At 36.9% G+C, this 18947-nt stretch carries 20 protein-coding genes and 1 pseudogene; 17 read left to right on the forward strand and 4 right to left on the reverse strand.

The features are described 5' to 3' along the window. Nucleotides 1–515 precede the first annotated feature (515 nt). From sufC to MOK21_RS16430, 6 genes are all read left to right on the forward strand, one after another. Nucleotides 516–1295, forward strand: a complete 780-nt coding sequence (gene sufC / locus MOK21_RS16405) for a Fe-S cluster assembly ATPase SufC (RefSeq protein ID WP_068985348.1) — start codon at nt 516–518, stop codon at nt 1293–1295. An 18-nt stretch (nt 1296–1313) separates the two neighbouring features. Next, complete coding sequence (gene sufD / locus MOK21_RS16410) at nt 1314–2621, forward strand: Fe-S cluster assembly protein SufD (RefSeq protein WP_249075066.1); 1308 nt, start codon at nt 1314–1316, stop codon at nt 2619–2621. Further along, entirely contained in the window at nt 2621–3850 is a 1230-nt protein-coding gene (locus tag MOK21_RS16415; RefSeq protein WP_249075067.1) for a cysteine desulfurase, read from the forward strand. Before sufD ends, MOK21_RS16415 begins: the two co-directional genes overlap by 1 nt. Then, nucleotides 3840–4268 carry a Fe-S cluster assembly sulfur transfer protein SufU gene (gene sufU / locus MOK21_RS16420; RefSeq protein ID WP_249075068.1) on the forward strand — a complete coding sequence of 143 codons (429 nt, stop codon included), beginning with the start codon at nt 3840–3842 and terminating at the stop codon, nt 4266–4268. Before MOK21_RS16415 ends, sufU begins: the two co-directional genes overlap by 11 nt. A gap of 103 nt (nt 4269–4371) precedes the next feature. Then, a complete protein-coding gene (gene sufB / locus MOK21_RS16425; RefSeq protein WP_068985344.1) occupies nt 4372–5769 on the forward strand; it encodes a Fe-S cluster assembly protein SufB in 1398 nt (465 codons plus the stop codon). 410 nt (nt 5770–6179) lie between these two features. Continuing rightward, nucleotides 6180–7532, forward strand: coding sequence for a lytic polysaccharide monooxygenase (locus MOK21_RS16430; RefSeq protein WP_249075069.1), 1353 nt, complete (start codon nt 6180–6182; stop codon nt 7530–7532). 487 nt (nt 7533–8019) lie between these two features. Here MOK21_RS16430 and MOK21_RS16435 read toward each other — a convergent pair whose 3' ends face one another. Together MOK21_RS16435 and MOK21_RS16440 are read right to left on the reverse strand one after the other, a co-directional pair. After that, the gene (locus MOK21_RS16435) at nt 8020–8487 is read right to left on the reverse strand and encodes a ferritin-like domain-containing protein (RefSeq protein WP_249075070.1); all 468 of its coding nucleotides are present in this window, start codon (nt 8485–8487) and stop codon (nt 8020–8022) included. Between the two features lie 139 nt (nt 8488–8626). Next, nucleotides 8627–8974, reverse strand: a complete 348-nt coding sequence (locus MOK21_RS16440) for a DUF3592 domain-containing protein (protein WP_249075071.1) — start codon at nt 8972–8974, stop codon at nt 8627–8629. Between the two features lie 463 nt (nt 8975–9437). Between MOK21_RS16440 and MOK21_RS16445 the strand changes: the two genes are divergently transcribed. Further along, on the forward strand, nt 9438–10037 hold the full coding sequence (locus tag MOK21_RS16445; protein WP_249075072.1) for a nitroreductase family protein: 600 nt from the start codon (nt 9438–9440) through the stop codon (nt 10035–10037). A gap of 67 nt (nt 10038–10104) precedes the next feature. Here MOK21_RS16445 and MOK21_RS16450 read toward each other — a convergent pair. Continuing rightward, nucleotides 10105–10215 (reverse strand): annotated as a pseudogene (locus tag MOK21_RS16450) (GNAT family N-acetyltransferase); the annotation flags it as partial. Between MOK21_RS16450 and MOK21_RS16455 the strand changes: the two are divergent. The 10 genes from MOK21_RS16455 (at nt 10188) to MOK21_RS16500 (ending at nt 18443) form a co-directional block, all read left to right on the forward strand. Continuing rightward, complete coding sequence (locus MOK21_RS16455; protein ID WP_249075073.1) at nt 10188–10424, forward strand: hypothetical protein; 237 nt, start codon at nt 10188–10190, stop codon at nt 10422–10424. The pseudogene MOK21_RS16450 and the gene MOK21_RS16455 sit on opposite strands and share 28 nt — an antisense overlap. A gap of 106 nt (nt 10425–10530) precedes the next feature. Beyond that, nucleotides 10531–11388 carry a DUF72 domain-containing protein gene (locus MOK21_RS16460; protein ID WP_249075074.1) on the forward strand — a complete coding sequence of 286 codons (858 nt, stop codon included), beginning with the start codon at nt 10531–10533 and terminating at the stop codon, nt 11386–11388. Beyond that, nucleotides 11388–12209 (forward strand): sulfite exporter TauE/SafE family protein, encoded by an 822-nt coding sequence (locus MOK21_RS16465; RefSeq protein ID WP_249075075.1) that lies wholly within the window; start codon nt 11388–11390, stop codon nt 12207–12209. The genes MOK21_RS16460 and MOK21_RS16465 overlap by 1 nt, the downstream gene beginning before the upstream one ends. Nucleotides 12210–12373: 164 nt before the next feature. Then, complete coding sequence (locus MOK21_RS16470) at nt 12374–13735, forward strand: bifunctional metallophosphatase/5'-nucleotidase (protein WP_249075076.1); 1362 nt, start codon at nt 12374–12376, stop codon at nt 13733–13735. A gap of 45 nt (nt 13736–13780) precedes the next feature. Next, complete coding sequence (locus MOK21_RS16475; RefSeq protein WP_249075077.1) at nt 13781–14890, forward strand: HD-GYP domain-containing protein; 1110 nt, start codon at nt 13781–13783, stop codon at nt 14888–14890. Between the two features lie 23 nt (nt 14891–14913). After that, on the forward strand, nt 14914–15723 hold the full coding sequence (yunB, locus tag MOK21_RS16480) for a sporulation protein YunB (RefSeq protein ID WP_374110204.1): 810 nt from the start codon (nt 14914–14916) through the stop codon (nt 15721–15723). 286 nt (nt 15724–16009) lie between these two features. Further along, nucleotides 16010–16933: a lipoyl synthase gene (lipA, locus tag MOK21_RS16485; RefSeq protein WP_249075079.1), complete on the forward strand. Its 924-nt coding sequence runs from the start codon at nt 16010–16012 to the stop codon at nt 16931–16933. A 32-nt stretch (nt 16934–16965) separates the two neighbouring features. After that, on the forward strand, nt 16966–17319 hold the full coding sequence (locus MOK21_RS16490; protein ID WP_249075080.1) for a YutD family protein: 354 nt from the start codon (nt 16966–16968) through the stop codon (nt 17317–17319). A gap of 339 nt (nt 17320–17658) precedes the next feature. Beyond that, nucleotides 17659–18186 (forward strand): D-glycero-alpha-D-manno-heptose-1,7-bisphosphate 7-phosphatase, encoded by a 528-nt coding sequence (locus MOK21_RS16495; RefSeq protein ID WP_249075081.1) that lies wholly within the window; start codon nt 17659–17661, stop codon nt 18184–18186. A 62-nt stretch (nt 18187–18248) separates the two neighbouring features. Next, nucleotides 18249–18443 carry a hypothetical protein gene (locus tag MOK21_RS16500; protein ID WP_308221940.1) on the forward strand — a complete coding sequence of 65 codons (195 nt, stop codon included), beginning with the start codon at nt 18249–18251 and terminating at the stop codon, nt 18441–18443. Nucleotides 18444–18605: 162 nt separating this feature from the next. Here MOK21_RS16500 and MOK21_RS16505 read toward each other — a convergent pair whose 3' ends face one another. Next, nucleotides 18606–18872, reverse strand: coding sequence for a DUF3055 domain-containing protein (locus MOK21_RS16505; protein WP_068985326.1), 267 nt, complete (start codon nt 18870–18872; stop codon nt 18606–18608). Nucleotides 18873–18947: the final 75 nt, after the last annotated feature.

Raw genomic sequence — 18947 nt, forward strand, 5'->3', positions numbered from 1 at the left:
AAGCTCTACTCTGCGCGAAAGCGAAGCGTCAGGCGGCAATGTTTAATCTGTAGCGAAAGCGAAGCGGCAGCTACAAAGCGCCCACCTGGAACGGAAATCAACCGTACGTTATGATGGTAAGTCTTAATTTTACGAACTAGTACTCTAAAGATTTCTTTTCTTTATTTGATTCCATTCTAATAAAAAAGGTTATAGTATTGATAGTGTTCTTTATGCATTTCTGTCACAAAACCGCTACAATTAGCGATTCCTAAGAGGTTTCCACTATGAGCTAGATGAAATCCGTTCTCAATTAGAATTATTTCATTGAAAATAAGGGGAGTCGATTCTCATTGTCAATAATGATTAGTAATAATCTGAAAATGCTTACAAACTCTTTGTTTTTAAGGATTGTTTTAAAGAAAATTGAAAGTGATTGAAATGGTTTGCATAGAGAACGATTTTCAGTTAAGATTAGAATGATGATAATTAAGGAATGGTTCACCATTCACTGAACACACTATGGAGGTATTTTCATGTCAACTTTAGTTATTAAAGATCTTCACGTTGAAATCGACGGGAAAGAGATTTTAAAAGGCGTAAACCTTACAATTAATACAAATGAAATTCACGCAATCATGGGACCGAACGGAACTGGTAAATCAACACTAGCTTCTGCAATCATGGGTCACCCTAAATATGAAGTAACTTCTGGTACAGTTGAACTTGATGGCGAAAATGTACTTGAAATGGAAGTGGACGAGCGTGCTCAAGCTGGTTTATTCCTAGCTATGCAATATCCTTCTGAAATCGCTGGTGTAACAAATGCTGACTTCTTACGTTCAGCTATTAATGCACGCCGTGAAGAGGGCGATGAAATTTCTCTAATGAAATTTATCCGTGAATTAGATAAAAACATGGAATTCCTTGAAATGAACGAAGATATGGCTCAACGCTATTTAAATGAAGGTTTCTCTGGCGGTGAGAAAAAACGTAACGAAATTCTTCAATTAATGATGATTAAACCAACATTCGCAATTTTAGATGAAATTGACTCTGGTCTTGATATCGATGCGCTTAAAGTTGTTTCAAAAGGAATCAATGCAATGCGTGGAGAAGGATTCGGCTGCTTAATGATCACTCACTACCAACGCTTACTTAACTACATTACACCAGACCATGTACACGTAATGATGCAAGGTCGCGTTGTGAAATCAGGTGGCGAAGAATTAGCACAACGTTTAGAAGCTGAAGGCTATGACTGGATTAAAAAAGAATTAGGTATCGAAGAAGAAACTGAAGAACAAGAAGCATAAGAGGGAGGACGAACTAGCATGACAGTGGAACTTAACTTGCCTGTAACAGTACAGGACGTGCGCTCGTTCTCAGAAGCAAAAGGTGAACCGGCTTGGTTTACAGAGCTTCGCGCGGCAGCACTAGACAAAGTAACTGGTTTAGATTTGCCAAAACCAGACAGAACAAATATTACAAAATGGGATTTCATGAATTTCCCAACTCATACTGTTGACAGTGAAGGATTTTCTTCACTTGATGCATTACCTGAAGAAGCAAAAGGTTTAATCGATCTTGAAGCACAAGAAAATCTTTATGTTCAACGCAATAACACGCCAGCTTTCATTAAAACATCACAAGAACTAGCTGATAAAGGTGTTATTTTTACAGATATTTTAACAGCGGTTCGTGAACATGGTGACCTTGTTAAAAAGTACTTTATGACAGAAGCTGTAAAAGTTGATGAGCATAAATTAACAGCTCTTCATGCGGCACTTGTTAATGGTGGTGTGTTCGTATACGTACCTAAAAATGTCATTATTGAACAGCCGCTTCAAGTAGTATTCTTAAACGATAATGCGGAAGCTTCATTATATAACCACGTGTTAGTTGTAGCTGAAGCAAATTCGGCTGTAACGTATGTTGAAACTTATATTTCAACAGTTGAAGAAGCACAAGGTCAAGCAAACATTATTGCGGAAGTAGTAGTTCAAGACAATGCACAAGTTACTTATGGTGCGGTTGATGTGCTTGCGAAAGGATATACTACTTATGTAAATCGTCGTGCACGACTAGCTCGTGATGCGAAAGTAGACTGGGCTCTTGGCTTAATGAATGACTCAGATACTATTTCTGAAAACATTACACATCTAATCGGTGACGGTTCTCATGCTGATACAAAAACAGTGGTTGTTGGTCGCGGTGAACAAAAACTTAACTTTACTACTGAAGTTCGTCACTGGGGTAAGAACTCAAATGGTCATATCTTAAAGCATGGTGTAATGAAAGACGCAGCACAATCAATCTTTAACGGTATTGGCTACATCGAACACGGTGCAACAAAAGCCGATGCACAGCAAGAATCACGTGTATTAATGCTTTCTGAAAAAGCTCGTGGCGATGCTAACCCAATTCTATTGATTGATGAAGATGATGTAACAGCAGGACACGCAGCATCTGTTGGTCGAGTGGATCCACTACAACTTTATTACTTAATGAGTCGTGGTATCTCGAAAGCAGAAGCAGAGCGCCTTGTTATCCATGGATTCCTTGCGCCAGTTGTTACGCAATTACCAATCGAGGGCGTACAAAAGCAACTGACGGAGGTTATTGAAAGGAAAGTTCGCTAATGATGAATAAAGACATTAAAAGCTATTTCCCAATTTTAAATCAGGAAGTAAACGGTCATAAGCTTGTTTACCTTGATAGCGCAGCAACTTCTCAAAAACCTATTCAAGTGATTGAAGCAATGAAACAATATTATGAATTTGATAATTCTAATGTTCACCGTGGTGTGCATACATTAGGTAATCGTGCAACTGACAAATATGAGGGTGCACGTGAAAAGGTTCGTAATTTTATTAATGCTACATCAACACAAGAAATTATTTTTACACGTGGTACTACAACTGCTTTAAATACAGTAGCATTAAGTTATGGTCGTGCTAATGTGGCTGAAGGTGATGAAATTGTCATTACCCACATGGAGCACCATTCTAATATTATTCCTTGGCAACAGCTAGCGAAGGAAAAAAATGCAACGTTGAAATATATTGAGCTTGAAGCAGATGGCACACTTAACCTAGAAAAGGTTCGTGCGACAATTACACCTAAAACAAAAATTGTGTCGGTGTCAATGGCGTCAAACGTCCTTGGAACGATTAACCCAATTAAAGAAATCGCTCAAATCGCACATGCTAACGGTGCTGTAATGGTAGCGGATGGTGCACAAGCAGCACCACATATGAAAATTGATGTACAGGATTTAGATGTAGATTTCTTAGGGTTCTCAGGGCATAAAATGTGCGGACCAACTGGAATAGGTGTACTATATGGTAAAAAAGAACACCTTGAAAAGATGGAGCCAATTGAATTTGGTGGCGAAATGATTGACTTTGTTGGACTTTATGATTCGACGTGGAAGGAATTACCGTGGAAATTTGAAGGTGGAACTCCTATTATTGCAGGTGCAGTAGGTTTAGGAGCTGCTATTGATTTCTTAACTGAAATTGGGCTAGATAACATTGCGGAACATGAGCATAAGCTTGCAGGCTACGCGATGGATCAGCTTGAAACAATTGACGGACTTAAAATTTTCGGCCCACGTGACCCAATGAAGCGTTGTGGTCTTGTAACGTTTAACCTAGACGATGTACATCCACACGATGTAGCGACGGTTCTTGATATGAACGGTATTGCAGTTCGTGCAGGACATCATTGCGCTCAGCCACTAATGAAATGTCTCCAACAAGTAGCGACAGCGCGTGCAAGCTTCTATCTGTATAACACGGAGGAAGATATTGACCGCCTAGTTTCAGGATTACGTTCTGCGAAGGAGTATTTTGGCGATGTCTTTTAATAATTTAGATCAACTATATCGTTCAGTCATTATGGATCATTATAAAAATCCTCGTAATAAAGGATCTATTGAAGATGATGCTGTAACGATCGATATGAACAATCCGACTTGTGGAGACCGTATTCACTTAACGCTAAAAGTGACTGACGGTATTGTAGAGGATGCGAAATTTGACGGCGAGGGCTGTTCGATTTCGATGTCTTCTGCATCTATGATGACACAGCTCATTAAAGGGAAAAAAGTTGAGGAAGCACTAGAGCTTGCTGATATTTTCTCTAAAATGATGATGGGTGAGGATTATAGCGATAAATACGACCTTGAGGATGTTGAAGCACTACAAGGTGTTTCTCAATTCCCTGCACGTATTAAATGTGCTACATTAGCTTGGAAAGCGATGGAAAAAGGTGTAAATCTTTAATAAATTCTAATTTTGAGTGAAAGTCACAATATGTGCTTTCACTCGAAGTAAGATATCTGTGCTTTAAACAAAATAACAATAATACATGAACGGAGGAGAAAAAATGGCTAAAAAAATGCCTGATATTGGCGATTACAAATACGGATTCCATGACAAGGACGTATCAATTTTCCGTTCAAAACGTGGTTTAACTGAAGAAATCGTCCGTGAAATTTCTACTATGAAACAAGAGCCAGAGTGGATGCTTGAATACCGCTTAAAAGCACTTGAAACTTTCTATACAAAACCAATGCCGCAATGGGGTGGCGACCTAGGAGATTTAGATTTTGATGAAATTACGTATTACGTAAAACCATCAGAAGCTACTCAAAAATCTTGGGATGAAGTACCTGATGAAATTAAAGCTACTTTTGATAAATTAGGTATTCCAGAAGCAGAGCAAAAATACCTTGCAGGTGTATCTGCTCAGTACGAATCTGAGGTTGTTTATCACAATATGAAACAAGACCTTGAAGATCTTGGTATTGTGTTCAAAGATACTGATTCAGCTTTACGTGAAAACGAAGATATTTTCAAACAATACTGGGGCAAAGTGATTCCTTACACTGACAACAAATTCGCTGCACTAAACTCAGCTGTTTGGTCAGGTGGATCATTCATCTATGTACCACCAGGTGTAAAAGTGGAAACGCCATTACAAGCTTACTTCCGTATTAACTCTGAAAACATGGGTCAATTCGAACGTACGTTAATTATTGTAGATGAAGGCGCTCATGTACACTACGTTGAAGGTTGTACAGCTCCTGTTTACACAACAAACTCTTTACACTCAGCAGTAGTAGAAATTGTTGTACGTAAAGATGCATACTGCCGTTATACAACGATTCAAAACTGGGCAAACAACGTTTACAACCTAGTAACAAAACGTACAGTTGTTGAAGAAAACGGTACAATGGAATGGATCGACGGTAACATCGGTTCTAAGTTAACAATGAAATACCCAGCTTGTATCCTTAAAGGTGAAGGCGCTCGTGGTATGACATTATCAATCGCATTAGCAGGTAAGGGACAACACCAACACGCAGGTGCGAAAATGATTCATATGGCGCCAAACACATCTTCAACAATCGTTTCTAAATCGATTGCAAAACAAGGTGGTAAGGTAACATATATGGGTCAAGTTCGTTTCGGCCCTAAAGCAAGTGGTGCACGTGCTAACATCGAATGTGATACGTTAATCATGGACAACCAATCTACTTCAGATACAATTCCATACAACGAAATCTTAAATGATAATGTTTCTTTAGAGCATGAAGCGAAAGTTTCAAAAGTATCAGAGGAACAATTATTCTACTTAATGTCTCGTGGTATTTCTGAAGAAGAAGCGACAGAAATGATCGTAATGGGCTTCATCGAGCCATTCACAAAAGAATTACCAATGGAATACGCAGTAGAAATGAACCGTCTGATCAAGTTTGAGATGGAAGGTTCAATCGGTTAATACGCCGATATTCTTTGGTAAATTAGGATTTTAGCGCTAAGGCTAAAACCCATATTGCCCAACATATTAAAATCGAGTGCATTGCGCTCGATTTTTTTTATGTAGATGTTGTTTACATAGCTTAACGACTTATATGACGTGGAATAAAAACTTATGAAGCAGATCATGAATCGACAAACTTTAATTTGAATATTTTATGAACACTTTATCAAAATATATAGTTCTTTTAAGTGAAAAGGTACTTAATTATAAAATGTTTATTATATTTAGAGCTATTTATATATATATTTTGCGACAAAACATAACAATGTAATGTAACTTTTAGCATATTCATACATAGTTTGCTTAATTTTCAATCCGTAGCTATCATACGAGTAGAAATACATTTTTCATGAGAAGGAGACTACTATATGAACTTTACAAAATTAAGTAAACGTAAAAAGGGATTAAGTGCTGCCGTATTAGCGGCTGGAATTATGGGGATTGCAATGGCACCAAATGCATCTGCACATGGGTTTGTAGAAAAACCAGCTAGCCGTGCTGCATTATGTAGCCATAGTTATGGTGCGCTTAATTTGAGTTGTGGAAGGGTTATGTACGAGCCACAGAGCTTAGAGGCTAAAAAAGGATTTCCGCAAGGTGGACCAGTTGATGGTAAAATAGCATCTGCAGGAGGTCAGTTTGATGGCATCCTCGATCAACAATCTGTAAATCGCTGGTTTAAGAATACGATTACAGGGGGATCGAATACCTTTACATGGAAGTACACTGCATCACATTTAACAAGCAAATGGCACTATTATATTACGAAAAAGGGATGGGATCCTAATAAACCATTAACTCGTGCTGATCTTGAGCCAATTGGAACTATTGAACATAATGGTACCGAAGCATCAACTAATTTAACTCATACAATTAACGTACCAACTGATCGTAGTGGCTACCACATTATTTTAGCAGTTTGGGATGTAGCGAATACTGCAAATGCTTTCTATAATGTAATTGATGTTAATTTAGTGAATAATGTGGATGTGGATAAGGAAGCTCCAACTCAGCCAAATGGATTACAGGCTACGAAAGTCACTGCTAACAGTGTCGAGCTAAAATGGAATTCTTCTACAGACAATGTGGGTGTAAAAGAATATCAAGTATTCCGTGATGGTAAAGCAATTGGATCTGTACCGGGAACAACATTCACAGATAAAAATTTAAAAGCGAATACAAAATATACATATACAGTAAAGGCAGTGGACGCAGCTGGAAATGTTTCTAAAGAAAGTGAGTCTATAGCTGTAGAGACAATGAATGCAGTTCCAGACACGGAAGCACCAACGCAACCAACTTCACTTCACACGATGGGCGTAACAGCCTCAAGTGTAGATTTAATGTGGAGTGCATCAGAGGATAATGTAGCAGTTGACCATTATGTTATATATAGAGGGACACAAGCAGGACAAATGACTGTAGTTGGAACATCGAAAACTACATCTTTTAAAGACATGAATCTACAATCAAATACAACATATAACTATGCAGTCACTGCGGTTGATACAGCTGGAAATGAATCTAATAAAAGTTCCGTTTTCACTGTGACTACAAAAGAGCAAGGGTCGTCTTATGAGCAATGGAGCCCAATTAAGGCATACACAAAAGGTGATAAAGTAGAGCATCAAGGTAAAATGTATGAAGCTGTACAAAGCTATCAAGGATATGGAGATCCAAATTGGATATTCGCATTGTCTTTATGGAAAGAAATTAAATAATCTGCATAGACTCTTGAGGAAAAAGCAAGAGTACGGAGCGTTTAGATGGAAGGAGACGAACTTTTGAAGTTCGTCTCTGTTCTTTTTGATCTTCAAGGTAAGTACCTAATGTTGTTTTGGTGGTTCAAAGAGTCGTTATAAAGTTGAGAAAAAAGGGTTGGAAAATTATCAGTTGGAATATTTAATACCATAAACGATTCATACATAGAAATATTGTCTTTTTCCCTACGACTTCTAGTCGCATAGGCTATTTTATTGTTTTCTGAGTTTGTTACGACTAACTGCGATTCATCATTAGAAAACGGTACCCAATTATGCCCAAAAAACGGTAATAAAGCATTTATATGCCCGAATGTATGATTAATTAAGTTAAAGTTTCCTAGAAAATTATCAAAAATTGATTGAGTTAAGTTTTCACCCAACATTTGAGGGGGTGTCAATGCAGGTAATAGTTCAGGATGACTGTAATTTTGAGTTTGCTTATGTGTTATGTCCGGGCTTTTTGAAAAAAAAACAAAAACCATACAGCGTGATTTTGCTCGTCCGCTGCTGCACGTCGAAATCTTTCTTTAATCATTGGATCATTTGCTTTGTCTGCTATATCTAAATAAAAATCAACGGTTTCTTGTTCATCTTTAAAAGCAAACTCTATTCCGGCTCTATAGTTGTCCGGGCATTCCTCGATTATTTGATAAGAAGGATTTCTTCCTGTTAAATTCGTATAAATTTTGCTAAATTCCTCGAGATGGCGTATTTCATCTTTTTGTATCTCAAGTATTCTATTCTTTTCATCTTCAGTAGGTGCCATCTTAGCTAATTTCTCATAACAAACAACAGCACTATATTCACCGTTAATTGCTTTCTGAATATCATTTGCAAGTGGAGCATCATTTAGCATAGGAAAAGTACTATTATGCTGTGGAGCATAATGATAATAGTATTGATTTGGATACATCATTGTCCTCCTTTTATTTCAGCTGATTCGAGACGCAATTATGCCGAGGCATAATTGATCCATCACCTTATCTTATGCTTTGTGTATAGGTAATTGTGAAAAGTCATTTCAGAACAATACAGTACCCCTTTGCCTTTTTCTAAACTCGATATTTAAGCTTAAACTGTTGAGGTTTCTTTTTATTATATAAAATCGTCACCCATTGGCCCTCCTCAAAAAAAGAGCGATTTTTTGTATATGTCCACACTTTGCCTGTGACCGTGATTGGTTTATTTTGTAAAGAGGTAAATTGTACTGTTAACTTCACTCTACGCTGAGATTCTCCTTTTGCATATGTAATCTCATGGCCGACTGTTCGGTGTGAAAAATCACTTTCGATAATTTGTGCGTTCATTTCAATCCATTCAATTTTTTGATATTTCAATGGTAGTAGCCATAGTATGAGAATGATTAGGATGAAGATAACCAAACCAATAAGAATAAACATATGCGTCCCCATTTCTTTATTATTAGAATGTTAGAATATTAAAGCTTCAGGAAGATTACATTAAGGTTTTAAACAAATAGATCAACTTAAGTAAGGCAAGAAGGGATTTTATTAGAGAATGGCCTATATTATAGAAATTATAACGTTATATAGGTAGTATTTGTAGTCTTATTATAATGAAAGGAGGTCAACAAACTGCAGATCACTTTTTGTGATGTCATTTCTTTTTTTTTAATAATTGACTTCTTTCTGTGTTGTAACTATAATGGTTACAGGTAAGGGCGATGAAGATTAAAATTAGCAGTCGTTTTACAATCGCCGTTCCTACATTAATTATTGGTGATGAAATGATCCAAGAATTCGCTAGTAAAGAAGGTAAATTTAGATTGAAACAGTAGCGTGTAAAATGAAGCTACATGTAAAAGTCTATATATAAATTTAATTAAATTCGGAGGAAATACAAATGTCAGTAACAACAAATTTAAAAGAAGCAATTATTAATCGTCGTTCAATCCGTAAGGTGAAAAAGAATGATGCGATTACGAAAGAAAAAATTGAAGAATTATTAAAAATCAGTGTACATGCACCATCTTCGTTTAATATGCAAAGTGGCCGTGTCGTTGTGTTAATGGATCATGAACATGAAAAGTTTTGGGATATTGTGAAAGAAACATTACGTGCGCGTGTACCGGCTGAAAATTTTGCAGCGACTGAAGAGCGTTTACAAGGGTTTAAAGATGGTGTAGGAACCATCTTGTTCTTTGAAAACCAAGCAACAATCAAACAAATGCAAGAAAACGCACCATCTTATAAAGAACAATTCCCATTCTGGTCACATCAAGGAAATGCCATGCTACAATACGCAACATGGATGTCTTTAACGACAGAAGGAATTGGCGCATCTCTTCAGCACTATAATCCAATTATTGACGAGGAAGTTAAAGAAACTTGGAATATCCCTGCAGAATGGAGCTTAGTAGCACAAATGCCATTTGGTGAACCAAATGAACAACCAGGAGAAAAAACTTCTTTACCTTTTGAAGATGTAGTGAAGTTTTATTAATTAAATTAAGTGACGCAAATAAACCCGGTTAAGTGGACGTGATACACTTAGCCGGGTTTTTAACATATTAGTCAAATGAAAACTCGTATCCTACATAGTTAAAAACATTAGTAAATCCTATATTTTCTGCTACAGCTATGGAAGGCTTGTTTGAATCCATACAATCCCAATATGGAATCGATCCTGTTGCCCCGACGCCCCCAGGAAGCTCTGCTCTGCGCGAAAGCGAAGCGACAGCAACAAATGTTTTCTGTAGCGAAAGCGCAGCGACAGCAACAAATGTTTACTGTAGCGAAAGCGCAGCGTCAGCAACAAAGCGCCCAGCTGGAACGGAAATCAACCCCACGTTTTGATAATAATCCTAAATTTTATTATAAAGGTAAATAATAGTAATATGCGAATTTGCCTTGTTTATGAGATATGTTTTTTACGATACGTTCATATTTCGTTAGAAAGTGTGTGCTATGATATTGTACATAGAGGAGGGAGTCACATGATTATAGTTGGATTAACTGGTTGGGGTGATCACCCTTCACTTTATAGTGGAGTGACTGCCTCGAAAGACAAATTATTCGATTATACAGGCCATTTTTTAACGGTTGAAGTTGATACTTCGTTTTATGCAATACCTTCTATAGAGAATGTTCGAAAATGGTGTGAGGACACACCCGAAAATTTTCGTTTTGTTGTGAAGGCCTATCAAGGAATGACTGGGCATTTACGTGGTGATATACCGTTTGACTCGAAGAATGACATGTTTAATGCCTTTATCGAATGTGCAAATGAATTTAAACGCCATGGGAAGCTAGCGATGGTACTAGCGCAATTTCCACCATGGTTTGATTGTCAGACTAAAAATGTACAGTATCTATTGTATATTAGACAGCAGCTTAAAAGCTTTGACGTAGCGATTGAGTTTCGTAATCGAACATGGTATGCGGACAATGTCGTGCAACAAACGATGGATTTTTTACGAGAGCATCAATTCATTCATACAATTTGTGATGAACCGCAGGCTGGTGTTGGTTCTGTACCATTTTATCCTACCGTAACTGCGACGAAGTCACTTATACGTATTCATGGACGTAATATTCATGGTTGGCGCAATACTGGCAATGCCGAAAATTGGCGGAAGGTTCGTTTTTTATATGATTATAATAATGAAGAATTGCAGCAGATCGGGGAGCACATAAAAGAACTCCAGTCAGAAGTACAGGATCTATATGTATTATTTAATAATAATTCAGGACTACATGCCGCGAAAAACGCCAAGGAATTACAAGGAATTTTAGCGATTAGGGATGAAGGGTTAGCGCCTAAACAATTAAACATGTTTGAAGGGGAACTTTAATGGAATTTATTCTTTTAGTTATCATTGCATTATTATCTGGGGTAATTGGCTCGTTGGTTGGGCTTGGCGGCGGAGTTATTTTAGTTCCAGCAACATTATTTGTGGGGCTAAATCTAGGGATGATTCCAGATATCACTCCTCAAAAAGTGGTTGGTTTATCTGTTGTCATGATGATTTTCACGGGGCTTGCCTCTACGTTAAGCTATATGAAATCTAAAACAGTTGATTATAAAAGTGGTTTCATATTTTTTATAGGGAGTATTCCTGGAACAATGCTGGGCGCATGGGTAAATAAGGGGCTCGATTTACCATCATTTAATTTGTATTTTGGTATTTTACTCATTATTTTAGCGACGATATTACTTGTGCGTGATCGATTGAAACCTGTAGAATGGTTTGTAAAAAATGGTATGCAACAGGAATTTGAAGACAAAGAAGGAAATACTTTTGTATATGGGTATCCAATTTGGTTTGCCATTACATTAACATTTGCGATTGGCTTTGCCTCTGGATTATTTGGTATCGGTGGGGGTTCGATGATCGTGCCTGCTATGATTATTTTATTTTTATTCCCACCACACGTTGCCGTAGCAACATCGATGTTCATGGTATTTTTATCGTCTCTTGTTAATTCAGCGAGTCATATTTATTTAGGACATGTACCATGGCTTTATACGATTCCTGTTATTCCAGGCGCATATATTGGAGCAAAGCTTGGGGCAGCATTAAATAAAAGAATTAAATCAGATACGCTTGTAGTAGCACTTCGAGTTATTTTATTATTATTAGGAATTCGCTCTATTATTGAGGGATTATTGTAATATTGAGGATACGCATCAAAACGTGTGGTTGATTTCCAACTGGGGGCGCCGAGCCTCCTTATATACAAGATATACTCAAATGTCATCCATAATTTTTGGTGATGACTTTATACTGACGAAGGTCTGATAGAAAAGGAAGCTATTTTAAAGAAGAGGTGGCTTAATTGCTGGAAAAAATTCATATTTTTCACACGAATGATTTGCACAGTCATTTTAAGTATTGGCCACGAATGGTAAGCTATGTGAAAGAAACGCGTACTAAGCTTACAATTATGGGGGAAACAAGCTATTTATTTGATGTTGGTGATCATTTGGATCGTTCAGATATTTATACAGAAGCAACGGTCGGTAAGGGCAATGTGAGGTTATTGAATGAAGCAGGCTACGACGTAGTGACAATTGGTAATAATGAAGGTATTACATTGTCCCATGAAGAGCTGTACCATTTGTATGATGAAGCAACTTTTGACGTAGTAGTTGCCAATGTCAATGCTTCACATGAAATAAATCCTGCGTGGATGAAGCCATATGTTATACTAACAACTGATTATGGCACAAAGATTGCAGTGATCGCAGCGACTGCTATGTTTGAAGTATATTATAAGGAATTAAACTGGGAGATAGATGAAGCACGAAGCACACTCATTCGCTTAGCACATCAGCTTCGTGAAGAAGTAGATATTATAGTTTGTTTGTCTCATTTAGGGATAACAGAGGACGAGCTTTTAGCTGAGGAATGCCCTGAAATAGATGTTATATTCGGCTCCCATACACATCATGTTCTCCCTAATGGAAAGCTCATTAATGGCGTTTTGTTGACAGGTGGAGGGAAATTTGGGCAATATACTGGCCATCTTATGTTAGAATATGATACAAAATCTAGAGGAATTGTTGAAAAAAAGGATACTTTAATTCATAATAAAGATTTGCCTACGATTAAAAATGAAAATGAAATCGTTGAATCATTAGAAAAAGAAGGCAATCGATTACTTGATATTCCAGTATTTACAACAGAAAAATCGTACAATAAGGAATGGTTCCATTATTCACAGTTATCCGATTTATTCGCGCGTGCCATTTTAGAGAAAAGTGGAGCGGATTGTGCGTTGTTTAATGCGGGTATTTTTTTAGATGGTTTACCAAAGGGAACAGTGACTGCATTAGATTTACATCGAATTTTCCCACATCCTATCAATTTATGTACGATTGAATTGACAGTTGCTGAAATGAAAGAAATTTTTCTGCAATCTAAAAACGAAGAATGGCCGTATATTGAGCTAAAAGGATTAGGGTTTAGAGGCGTTATTTTTGGGAAGATGTTAACTTATGGCTTTTCAATGAATGAAGATCGCCAATTACTTATCAATGGGAAGCTTGCAGATAATGATCTAAGCTATAAATTAGTAACCCTTGATTTGTTTACATTCGGTTATTTTTATCCAAGTTTTAAATATGCTAAGAAAAAATATATTCTACCAGAATTTTTGCGAAACATTATGATAGATTATGGGCAAAAATTTCTTTAAGTAATAGTCGTTAAAACGCTTTTAGAATGGATTGGGGAAAAGGTCATGCGGTTAATTTCAATCGATGTATTAAAAGAAGGAATGGTATTAGCAAGAACCATTTGGAATGAAGCGGGACACCCTCTTTTAAAGAAAGATGTTGTCATTAATGAACGGATCATTCAGAGACTTCAACAATTAAATATGCATTATTTATATATTGACGATAAAATTTCTGAGGGAATTGAGGTACAGGAAACAGTTCCAACCGTTATTCGAAATAAAGCAATTTCAACCATTAAAGCTTCTTTCCAATCAATCAATGGTTTAAATCCATTAAATGCCTCTTATGTGCTTGACCAACAATCAAAAGCAATTGTTACAATTGTCGATGAGTTACTATTGGCGGTAAGAGGTAATGATGAAATTCTAACAATATTAACAGATGCGTATTTATTTGATGAATATTTATATCAACATTCTTTTCAAGTTACGTTATATTCGATAGCGATTGCTAAAGAGCTTGGCTATTCAGCGGAGGATTTACGTTTAATTGGAATTGGTGCTTTGTTACATGATATAGGTAAGATTATGGTGCCGAAAGAAATTTTGACAAAACCTGGCCGCCTTACGTGTGAGGAATTTGAAACTATGAAGCAGCATACTCGATATGGGTTTGATTTGTTACGTAATTTACATTCTATATCATTGATTGTTGCACATTGTGCCTTCCAACATCATGAACGGATTGATGGGAGTGGCTATCCCCGAGGCTTAGTTGATTTTGAAATCCATCCATTTGCCAAAATTATTGGGGTAGCAGACGTTTTTGATGCAGTGACTACAAGTCGTGTATATCGTGAAAAAATGCTACCTTCTCAGGGCCTGGCAATTCTAGAAGCAGGCGCTGGAACTATATACGATGCACGTATTGTGCAAGCGTTGAAAAAATCAGTTGTCCATTATCCTAACGGTGTTATTTTGAAATTATCGGATGGACGTCGAGGTATTGTATCAAGACAAAATACATTGAATGCTGCATTACCGTGGATTCGTATTTTTGAAGAGCAAAATCAACTATTGACAGCTACATACGAAATTAATTTAGTGGACTACCCAACCGTATTCATTGAAAGCGTTGAATCGGATTATGTTGGACCATCGAAAATCGAATAAAAATCTTCTCCTGTTCATATTTTATGGAACAGGAGGAGATTTTTTTGTTTTTCCCTCGAAAAAGGATGAAATTACGATCATATAGTAATTATGGTAACTATAGAAAAAAGGGCAGTCGGTTGAATAAATTAACCCTAGTAGTTGTGTTTATGATTATCGGTGTTTTTTTATTTATTTATTATTTAAATGAGAAGCTTATGCCGACATACTTAGATTATGCAGAAATACAAACGGCTAAGATTGCATCTTCCGTTGTGAGTAAAGCGATTGATTCGCGTACATCAAGTGTTATGGATGTTAATGATATTCTTGTAGAAGTATCTCCTGGCAATCATGATGATTTGAAAATTAATACAGAAACGATTAATCGAGTTCGAACAGAAACGGTCAATCAAGTAAAATTGTATTTAGAGCAAGCAGAGCAAGGGGAACTGTCGCATTTACCAAATCTTGATAATGTTGATTATGACTATAACAAGATTAATGAAGGGAATGGGGTAGTTTTTTATATGCCGTTGAGTCAGGCAGCTAATATCCCTTTAATTGGGAACTTAGGACCTAAAATTCCGATACGCTTTCATGTCATTGGGAATGTGCATAGTGAAGTTACTTCCTCAATAAAAGAATATGGTATTAATAGCGTATACATGGAGATAGGGGTTCATATAGAGGTAAATGTGCAAATTATTGTCCCTTTTGCTAGTAAAACTACAACAGTTACTCAGGATATTCCGGTGGCGATAGGCTTTGTAAGGGGGAAAGTTCCAGACGTTTATTCAAATGGTAGTAAAGAGGTACCTTCAATTCAAGTACCTATCTCTCCTAAAAAGTAGAAATGTTTGCCTTCTTTCAGCGAATGTTCTTTATCCTGAAAGCGACAGATACACGTTTCCAAACACCCACTGAAATATAGGAACTCAGTCTAAGAACGCCACGTCCTGTGGCAACGACTGAGTGACCAACATCACGTTGGCTCAAAGCCTCCGACCGATTCTGGACGCAATTTTGCCGAGGCAAAATTAATTATGATAGTTGTTGGAGTTCATTTATTATGTTACATTGACAACAGTGAAGATAGTAATATTAAAACAGCACATATTTGATAGGGGCGATATCCGTATGACATCTTGTAAACCTACAAGCAAGGAAAAAGAAGAATATTTAAGAAAACCAGATTGGTTAAAAATTAAATTAAACACAAATGATGAATATAAAGGGCTAAAGAAGCTCATGCGTGAAAAAAATCTGCATACAGTATGTGAGGAAGCACGCTGTCCTAATATTCATGAATGTTGGGGTGAACGACGTACAGCAACAATGATGATCCTTGGATCTGTTTGTACGCGTGCTTGCCGTTTCTGTGCTGTTAAAACAGGCTTACCAAATGAATTAGACCTAGCTGAGCCAGAACGAGTAGCAGATTCTGTAGCAATTATGAATTTGAAGCACGTTGTTATTACAATGGTAGCGCGTGATGATTTAAAGGATGGCGGGGCACAAGTATTAGCTGAAACAGTGCGTGCGATTCGTCGTAAAAGTCCGTTTACATCGATTGAAGTTTTACCGTCCGATTTAGGTGGTTTGCAAGAGAATCTTCAAATTTTAATGGATGCGAAACCAGATATTTTAAATCATAATATTGAAACAGTGCGCCGCTTAACGCCAAGAGTTCGAGCTCGTGCAAAGTATGAGCGTTCATTAGAATTTCTTCGTTTGGCAAAAGAAATGCAGCCAGACATCCCTACGAAGTCATCTTTAATGATTGGTTTAGGTGAAACAGAAGAAGAAATTATAGAAGTAATGGACGATTTACGAGCTAACGACGTAGATATTATGACAATTGGTCAATATTTACAGCCGACGAAAAAGCATTTGCCTGTTAAAAAGTATTATTCTCCAATAGAGTTTGGTAAATTGCGCAAAATCGCAATGGAAAAAGGATTTAAACATTGTGAAGCAGGCCCACTTGTACGTAGTAGTTATCATGCTGATGAACAAGTTAACGAAGCAACAAAAGAACGTCAACTACAAGCAGAACAGTAAGAACGAATGTTGAAATAGAAGGCGGTGCCACTTTGATCAATATTGAAGGATATGAATACGAGCTTATTGAAGATTATAAAGAAGCTTTTCAAGAGGAAGTATTCCAGGAACGATACTCAGATATTTTAGCCAGATATGATTATATTGTCGGCGATTGGGGCTATAGTCAATTACGCTTAAAAGGTTTTTTTGACGATAAAAATCAGAAAGCCTCTTTCGATACGAAGATTAGTACACTACAAGATTACTTATATGAGTATTGTAATTTTGGCTGTGCATATTTCGTCTTGCGAAAATCCGGTAAATCTACTCAACAGCCAGAAGCTGTAGTAAGTGAAGATAATGAAGTGACAAAGCTTGTTGAGAATGAACAAATAGCAGAATAAACATTAAAAACCTGGTGCGATTTGCATCAGGTTTTTACTTTGTAGTGATAGGTTTTTTAAATTTGGTAATAATAAAAGTGTAGCTCTTTAACATAGCGTGAGGTTGATTTCCGTTCCGGCTGGGCGCTTTCCTGGGGGCGTCCGATGAGCCGCTTCACTCGCGTTGCTCGCTCCAGGGTCTCATCTGTGACGCTGATCCCCAAGGAGTCGCCCAGCCTCCACTCCAATCAACTATTTACATGGTATACGTTTTATAACATTCCCAACTTTCGGTGATGAATCAAAAAGGATGGATTTTAAAATTAATTCTAGTTTTATATTAAAGGTGTGTGTTGTTAGATGAAAAAAGCTGTATTTTTGGATCGTGATGGGGTCATCAATGAAGTGTTAACGAATCGCGTTAAATTTGTCAACAAACCTAAAGACCTCTATTTCCTGCCGCATGTTTCGAAAGCTATAAAAAAATTGAATAAATACTTCGACTATATATTTGTAGTAACCAATCAAGGTGGCGTTGGATTGGGGTTTATGAAAGAAACGCAGCTACAAAAAATACATGAGCATATGGTAAAAGAATTGAAGAAGGAAGGGGCCATTATTCGCGAAGTCGTATATTGTCCCCATAAACCAAAGTCGGGCTGTGCCTGCCGTAAGCCCAATAGTAAACTTATCGTTGACCTCGGTGAAAAATATAATATAGACTTGGCAAACTCCTACATGGTGGGAGATACGGATACAGATATTATCGCAGGTAAACGAGCAGGAACTAAAGGAGTATTTTTAGGCGCAAAAGATCCGCTGGCAGATGCAGTTTTTCCAGATTTAATTAGTGCTGCTGATTGGATTATTAAAGATGCCACAGCATAACGCTAGTACTGTTGAAGAAAAGAAAAAGCGTATAAATCATGTGAAAAAGGATAATTTATTTATTGGAGGTGATTAATTTGACTAAAGAAAATAAAAAGTCATTAGATCGAGAAGAATATGGATTTGGCTTTGATATTAGTGTTGATGACTTAGCCGTAATTGGGCAAAATCAACAAGCCAAAAAACAAAACGACAATGAAAACAAAGACAAGCCTCACAATAAAGATACTCCTTCTAAATTGAATAATGAAAAGTAGGGGCACAATACATTGCTTTTCGATTTAGATTTAAGATACTTACAAAAAAATTTCGCTAATCTTCTGTTGCATAGTACGCAAAGTAGAACACTGTGTCCGAAGAAAAGCGGAATTTTTTTGTATTAAATTCTTAATTGCTATATTGCAGGCACAAAAAGGGTGTTAATTCAATAATTCACGTAAATATTCTCGTAGCTCGACGGTATCTTCCTCTGTACGATTGTATACGTGTTCAAGATAGCCAGGTTCTTCTACATCATCTGGACCAATTATTGCAAAGCGTCCAAATTGAATATCCATGACAAGCACTTTTCCAAAGAAACGACCCGATTGCAAAATGGCTAAATCATAACGTAACTTATTCCCTGCAAAACTTACAAAGCGTGTTTTCGTATCTTCTACATCATCATATAAAAAAAAACGTTCCATCTTTTAATCTCCTTCCAATCCTATAGATATGGTACTATAGAAGAGAAATGACTATCAACTTTTAAAGATTTGAAT

It is taken from the genome of Lysinibacillus sp. BPa_S21, assembly GCF_023337795.1.
In the GTDB taxonomy this organism is placed as follows: domain Bacteria; phylum Bacillota; class Bacilli; order Bacillales_A; family Planococcaceae; genus Lysinibacillus.